We start from the raw sequence: 6,876 nt of genomic DNA, 5'->3' as shown, positions 1-6,876 counted from the left end.
CCGCTGCTCGCCTCCACCGGCTCGGCGCTGGTCGGGCACTCCGCCGACGCCCCGTGGCTGTTCGCCCTGCTGCTCCCGCTGCTGCTCGCCGTCGTCCCGCGCCGGCTCGACCGGCCCCTCCAGGTCGAAGCGGAACTGCACGGTGTAGGCGTCGCTCTGCCGCGTGTCGTACTCGGCGTGGAACAGCAGGCCCTGCTGCAGAGGGGCGAGCGGCAGCACGTCGGCCAGCGGGCCGACCTCGGCCTCCAGGGCGTCGAGTCGGCTCTGCGTGACCTCGGCCAGCGGGACGTCCGCGGGGCTGATGCCACCGCTGTCAGGCCGGGCGGCGTGCGAGGCCAAGCCCTCCAGCGCCTCGACCCACCGCCGCGTCAGGGCGCTCACGGCATCGTCGGTCAACACTCCGCCCGGCCAGGACAGCACCGCGGACAGCTCCGCCCCTTCGGCCCGCTCCTGCGCCAGTACGTTGACCTGCAGCGCGTGGCTGACCGGCATCGACGGGTCCTCGGCGCCGGTGAACCCGTCCAGGCCCGGCAGTGGGGTCCACGCCTGTGAGAGGTCGGGGGATCCGAAGCGTCCGAGGTAGTTGAACAGGATCTGCGGGGCACGGCCGTCCGCACGGGAAGGCAGGGTATTCGGCGCGGCCAGGTGGCGCAGGATGCCGTACCCGATCCCGCCGTCGGGGACGGCCCGCAGCTCCTCCTTGACCCGCCGCAGCACCAGCCCGGCGGCCGGGCCGCCGGCGGCGAGGTCGGCGAAGTCCAGTGCGGCGAGGTCGAAGCGGGCGGGGAACAGGGTGGTCAGCCAGCCCACGGTGCGGGTCAGGTCGACGTCGTGCTCGACGGCCTCCCGGCCGTGGCCCTCCAGGTCCAGCAGCACCGTCGGCTGCGATCCGCGGCCCAGGTCGGTCCGCCACTGCGCGACGGCTGCGGTGAAGCCGGCCAGCAGGACCTCGCGGACGCCCGTGTGGAAGGCGGTCGGGACGGTGGTGAGCGTGGCGGTGGACAGGTCGGCGGGCAGGGTGAGCGTCAGGTGGCGCTGCGCCCCCGCCAGGTCGAGCGCGGCGTCCAGCGGGCGGTCGCCCAGCAGCGGGTTGTCGGTGCTCAGGATGTCACGCCAGTACGGCAGTTCGGCTTCCCGAGCGCCGTCGGCGGCCTGCGCGGTGAGCAGGCCGGCGAAGCGGCGCAGCGAGGTGCCGACCGGCGCGGGCCGGGGGTCGCCCCCTCCGCGCACGGCCTGCCAGGCCGCCGCCAGGTCGGGCAGCAGGATGCGCCACGAGACGCCGTCGACCACCAGGTGGTGCAGGACGAGCAGCATCCGGCCGGGCTGCTCCGGACCGGCGTCGAACCACACGGCCTGCAGCATCACGCCGTCGAGCGGCGCCAGTCGGCCGACCGCGGCCTGGGATTCGCGTTCGATCGGGTCGTTCGCCGGGTCGCCGCCGAGGACCACGTGCCGCAGGCAGGCGGCCGCCGACACCGTGCCGCGCGGCGCGACGGCCAGCCGCCAGGCGCCGTCACCGGGCGCCAGCAGCCGGGCGCGCAGGGCATCGTGGCCGTCGAGGAGCGCCTGGAGGGCCGCGGTCAGATCGTCGGCGCCGGCCCCGGCAGGGGTGGTGAAGGTCATCGCCTGGTGGTACCGGTCGATCCGACCGCCCCGCTCCTGGAGCCAGCGGATCACGGGGGTGGCGGGAAGCTCACCGGTGTCGGGTCCCCGGTCGTCGGCCGTGGCCGGACCGTGCTCGGCCACCGCTGCCAGCGCCTCGACGGTGCGGCAGTGGAAGACGTCGCGGGTGGTGAACCGGAGACCGGCGCGCCTGGCGGTGCCGACCAGCTGGATCGACAGGATGCTGTCGCCGCCCAGGGCGAAGAAGTCGTCGTCGACGCCGACGCGCGGTAGGTTCAGCACCTCGGCGACGAGGTCGCACAGCAGCGACTCCCGGGCGGTACGCGGGGCTCGGCCGGACACCCCGGCGCTCAGGTCCGGTGCCGGCAGGGCGGCGCGGTCGATCTTGCCGTTCACCGTCAACGGCATCGTCGGGACGGACACGAAGGCGCTCGGCACCATGTAGTCCGGCAGGGCGGAGGCGGCGAGCCGGCGCAGTTCCGCCGGGTCGAACGGTTCATCGGCCGCCGGCACCACGTAGGCGACCAGCGTGGTTCCGCCCGGCCCGTCGGTGCGGGCGAGGACGGTGGCCTGCGCCGTGCCCGGGAGGTTGCCGAGCACGGCCTCGATCTCGCCCAGCTCGATCCGGAAGCCGCGCACCTTCACCTGGTCGTCGGCCCGGCCGACGTATTCCAGCGAGCCGTCCGGCTGTCGCCGGGCGAGGTCACCGGTGCGGTACATCCGTCGGCCGGCCGCGGCGAAGGGCGCGGCGACGAACCGGCTCGCCGTCAGCCCGGGGAGTCCCAGGTACCCGCGGGCCAGACCGTCACCGACCACGTAGAGCTCGCCCACGACGCCGGCGGGCACCGGCTGCAGCGCCTGGTCCAGGACGAGCAGGTCCAGGTCGGCCAGCGGACCGCCGATGAGGCTGCCGGATGCGCGGGCGGCGCCGGCTCGGTCGAGCGCGAGGTGGCTGACGTGCACCGTGGTCTCGGTGATCCCGTACATGTTGACCAGCACGGGAGCGTCGTCGGGCCGGTGGTCGTACCACGCCGCCAGGCTGCCCAGGTCCAGCGCCTCACCGCCGAAGACCACGTACCGCAGGTCCAGCGGCCGGTCGGGACGCTCCCGGTCGGCCTGGACGAGCTGGTGGAACGCCGACGGGGTCTGGTTCAGCACGGTCACGTGTTCCTCGGCCAGCAGCGCGAGGAAGTCCTCGGGGGAGCGCGACACGTCGAACGGCACCACGACGAGCCGGCCGCCGTGCAGGAGAGGGCCCCAGAGCTCCCAGACCGAGAAGTCGAAGGCGAAGGAGTGGAACATCGTCCACACGTCGGCGGGCCCGAACTCGAAGTGCTCGGCGGCGGAGGTGAACAGGCGCGACACGTTGCGGTGGCTGACCACGACGCCCTTGGGGCGTCCGGTGGAGCCCGAGGTGTAGATGACGTAGGCGGAGTTGTCCGGCGTCAGCCCCTCGACCACCGGTTCGGTGGACGGCTCCTGGGCCAGCGCGGCCAGGACCTCGGGCGCGTCCACGACCAGCCGCTCCACGGCGGACCACCGGTGGGCAGCGCCGTCCGCGGCGCCGGCGGTCACCAGCAGGGCGGGACGCGCGTCGCTGAGCATGAACGCCAGCCGGTCGGCGGGTGCCTCCGGGTCCATCGGCACGTAGGCGGCACCGGTCTTGAGAACGGCCAGGACGGCCACGACGAGGTCCAGCGACCGCGGCAGTGCCAGGGCGACGTACCGCTCCGGGCCCGCGCCCCGGCGGATGAGGTGGTGGGCCAGCCGGTTGGCCCGGGCGTCCAGCTCGCCGTACGTCAGCGTGGTGCCCGCGTACGTCAGTGCCGGGGCGCCCGGCGTCCGCCGGACCTGCTGGGAGAACAGACCGGTCAGCGTCGCGTCCGGAGCCGGAGTCAGGGGCCCGGCGGCGGTGCCGCTGACCGCCGGAGCGGTCGCCGTCCCGGAAGGGGTGTCGATCGCGAGCCGGCCGAGCGGGAGGTCGCGGTCGGCCGAGGCGAGCTGCTCGAGGACCAGGCCCAGGCGGCGCCGGTGCGTGTCGACCTCGTCGGCCCCGTACCGGTCGGCATTGCCGTCGACGTCGATGCGCAGCTCGGTGCCCCCGGCCCGGGTGTGCACCACGACCGAGAGGTCGTCGGTCGGCCCGATCGACAGGTTGTGCACGGTGGCGGGGTGCCCGTCGAAGGCCAGCTCGGTTCCGAACGCCATGACGTTGACCTGGGGGCCGACCAGGACGTTGTCCGGGCCGGTGCCGCCGTGCTCGCGGCGCAGGTCCTCGTAGCGGTACCGCTGGTGCCGCATGATCCCGCGCAGGCGCTCCGAGACGTGGCGCAGCGCCTCGTCGACCGTCATGCCGGAGCGCAGCGACAGCCGCAGCGGCAGCACGTTGGAGACCATGCCCGGCGTCTGCAGGGCGGTCCGGCCGAGCCGGGTCGTCACCGGTATGCCGAGCGTCACCTCGTCGGTTCCGGCGACGCGCTGCAGATAGACCGCCACCGCGGTGAACACGGCCACCGGCCAGGCCACCGCCGCCTCGCGGGCCGCACCGCGAAGTCCGTCCAACTCCGCCGAGCCCAGCGTCATGGTGCTCCGCACCTTGGTGCGCGGCAGCGTCGGCGGCCTGTCGATGAACGACGCAGGCGTGGGCGCGTCCGCGAGCTCGAGGGCCCAGAACGCCCGGTCGGCTTCGAACTGCTCCGACGCCCGGTAGGCGGCGTCCGCCTCGACCAGTTCGGCGAGCGGCAGGAACGGCGGGGCGACCTCCCGGTCCGGATCCGCCGCCGCGGTGTAGAGCTCGGCGACGCGCCGGGCCACTGCGGACACCGTGAAGCCGTCCGCCACCAGGTGGTGGTAGTGGTGGAACCACAGGTAGCGGTCCTCCTCCACGGCGAACAGCACGCTTCCGAAGAGCGGGTCGGCGCCCGGGTCGAGGGGCGTGGCCAGGATCCGCCGCATCTCCTGCTCGGCCGCGGCCCGGGGATCGGGCGCCCGGCGCAGGTCCACCAGCGGCAGCGCCCAGTCAGTCACCGGTTCGACGACCTGGTGGGGGCCGTCCGGCCCGGGGACCACCCGTGCGCGGAGCGTCTGCGCCTCGTCCAGGGTCTGCCGGATTGCTTGCTCCAGCCGTCGGGCGTCGACCGGGCCGGCGATCTCCAGGTACTCGCCGCCTTGGTAGGCCGTACTGAAGGGGTCGAGCTGCTGCGCGTGCCAGATGCCCGACTGCGCAGCGGTCAGTGCAAGTTCGCGCCTCGAGCGGTCGGCCACATCTTCGCTCGCGGTGCGCTTCGAGGTCTCGCTAGGCACGGTACGTCCCCTTCTGCAATGAACAAGGCGGTGAGAGAGCCCGAACGGAAACCGGGCGACGTGCCCAGCCGGGGGCTGGGCGACGTCGCGTCCGGTTCGGGTGACGGCGTTGAGGGCAGGCCCTAGATCCGGCGTCCGTACGCCCGGATGGCCAACGGCACGAAGACGGCGAACACGACGCCACACGCCAGCACCGTCGACAGCACGTGCGAACCGACTCCGGACGTCGGGCCGGTCAGCAGGCCCCGGATGGAGTCGGTCAGCAGTGACACGGGGTTGATCTTGGACCAGGCCTGGAGCCAGCCGGGCAGGGTGCTGGTACCGACCAGGGTGTTGCTGCCGAACGCCAGCGGGAACAGCAGCATCATCACGAGCATGCTGACCGACTCGGGCTTCTTGGCCACCAGGCCGATCGTCAGGGCGATCCAGGAGAAGGCGAACGACACCAGGAGGACCAGCAGCACTGCCACCAGGATCGAGAACGGGTTGGTGTGGGTCCGGAACCCGACGCAGAACCCGAAGACCAGGATGACGACGGTGGCGGCCGCCTGCCGCGGAAGGTCGCCGATGATGTGCGCGACCAGCGGGGCGGACCGGGCGATGGGCAGGCTGCGGAAGCGGTCGAAGATGCCCTTCTCGATGTCGCTGTTGATGCCCTGACCCACGTTGGTGACCATGAAGGCCGCGTTCTGGGCCAGCATGCCCGGCAGCAGGAACTGGAGGTAGTCCGACTGGCTGCCGGACACCGCGCCGCCGAAGAGGACCATGAAGAGCAGCATCATGATGATCGGCTGCAGGGCACTGAAAACCACGAGCTGCGGTGCTGACCGGAGCTTGGTCAGGTTGCGTCCCGCCAGGATCAGGGTGTGGCTCAACAGTCCGCCGCGGACCGCGCCCGTGAGCGGTGCGGGACGGACGCTCGGATCGGTGACGCTCATCGGTGGCTCCCTTCAACGGCTCCGGCCGCCACGGCCTCGGGGGCGGCCGTGGGCTCGACGCGGCCGGTCAGGGCGAAGAACACCTCGTCCAGGGTGGCCTGCCGCAGCGCCAGTTCGACGAACGGGACGTCGGCGTCCTCCAGGCGCTGGGCCAGCAGGCGCAGGGACTTCGCGTCGCCTGCCGGGGCTCCGATGAGACCGGTGTCCTGGTCCACGGTCGCCTCCGACCCGCTGATCGCCGTGAGGTAGCCGGCCACTTCGGTGCACCGGGCCCGGTCCAGCACCCGCACCTCCAGCGTCAGCCCGCCCACCCGGGCTTTCAGCTCGGTCGGCGTACCGGTGGCGACCACCCGCCCTTGGTTCAGCACCACCAGGTCGTTGGCCAGTTGGTCCGCCTCCTCGAGGTACTGCGTGGTGAGCAGCACCGTCACGCCGTCCTTGACGAGTTCGCGCACGAGCGCCCAGACCTCGCTGCGGCTCCGCGGGTCCAGACCGGTGGTCGGCTCGTCGAGGAAGAGCACCCTGGGGCGACCGACCAGGCTGGCGGCCACGTCGAGTCGGCGCCGCATGCCGCCGGAGTAGGTCTTGGCCATCCGGCGGGCCGCCGCCTCCAGTTGGAACCGCTCGATCAATTCCGTCGCACGCTCGCGTGCCCCCGCGCGGGAGAGGCCCAGCAATCGTCCGATCAGCTCCAGGTTCTGCTGCCCGGACAGTTCGTCGTCCACCGCCGCGTACTGGCCGGTGAGGCCGATCGCGGCACGCACCCGGTCCGGATCGGCCGCGACGTCGTGGCCGCTCACCCAGGCCCGCCCCTCATCGGGGTGCAGGAGGGTCGAGAGGATCCGTACCGTGGTCGTCTTGCCAGAGCCGTTCGGGCCCAGCAGTCCCAGGACCGTGCCGGCTCGAGCGGCGAAGTCGATCGCGGACAGGGCCGCGGTCCCGGCATAGGACTTGGTCAGGCCCTCGACGCGGATGGTCTCCACAGCAGCTCCTTTCTCTTCGGGTTCCGCCG

The 6,876-nt window shown here is 73.0% G+C and carries 3 protein-coding genes; all 3 read right to left on the bottom strand.

What is annotated here, in order from left to right:
* A partial coding sequence (locus ABT247_RS13675) for a non-ribosomal peptide synthetase (protein WP_350742246.1) occupies positions 1-4,926 on the bottom strand: 4,926 nt, incomplete at its 3' end.
* A 122-nt stretch (positions 4,927-5,048) separates the two neighbouring features.
* Positions 5,049-5,864, bottom strand: a complete 816-nt coding sequence (locus ABT247_RS13670; RefSeq protein WP_350742244.1) for an ABC transporter permease — start codon at positions 5,862-5,864, stop codon at positions 5,049-5,051.
* The gene (locus ABT247_RS13665; protein ID WP_350742242.1) at positions 5,861-6,847 is read right to left on the bottom strand and encodes an ATP-binding cassette domain-containing protein; all 987 of its coding nucleotides are present in this window, start codon (positions 6,845-6,847) and stop codon (positions 5,861-5,863) included. The genes ABT247_RS13670 and ABT247_RS13665 overlap by 4 nt, the downstream gene beginning before the upstream one ends.
* Between the last annotated feature and the right edge of the window lie 29 nt (positions 6,848-6,876).

It is taken from the genome of Kitasatospora sp. NPDC001539 (genome assembly GCF_040298565.1).
In the GTDB taxonomy this organism is placed as follows: Bacteria; Actinomycetota; Actinomycetes; order Streptomycetales; family Streptomycetaceae; genus Kitasatospora.
Note: the sequence above shows the minus strand (reverse complement) of the source record. Positions and strands in the feature narration are given on the sequence as shown.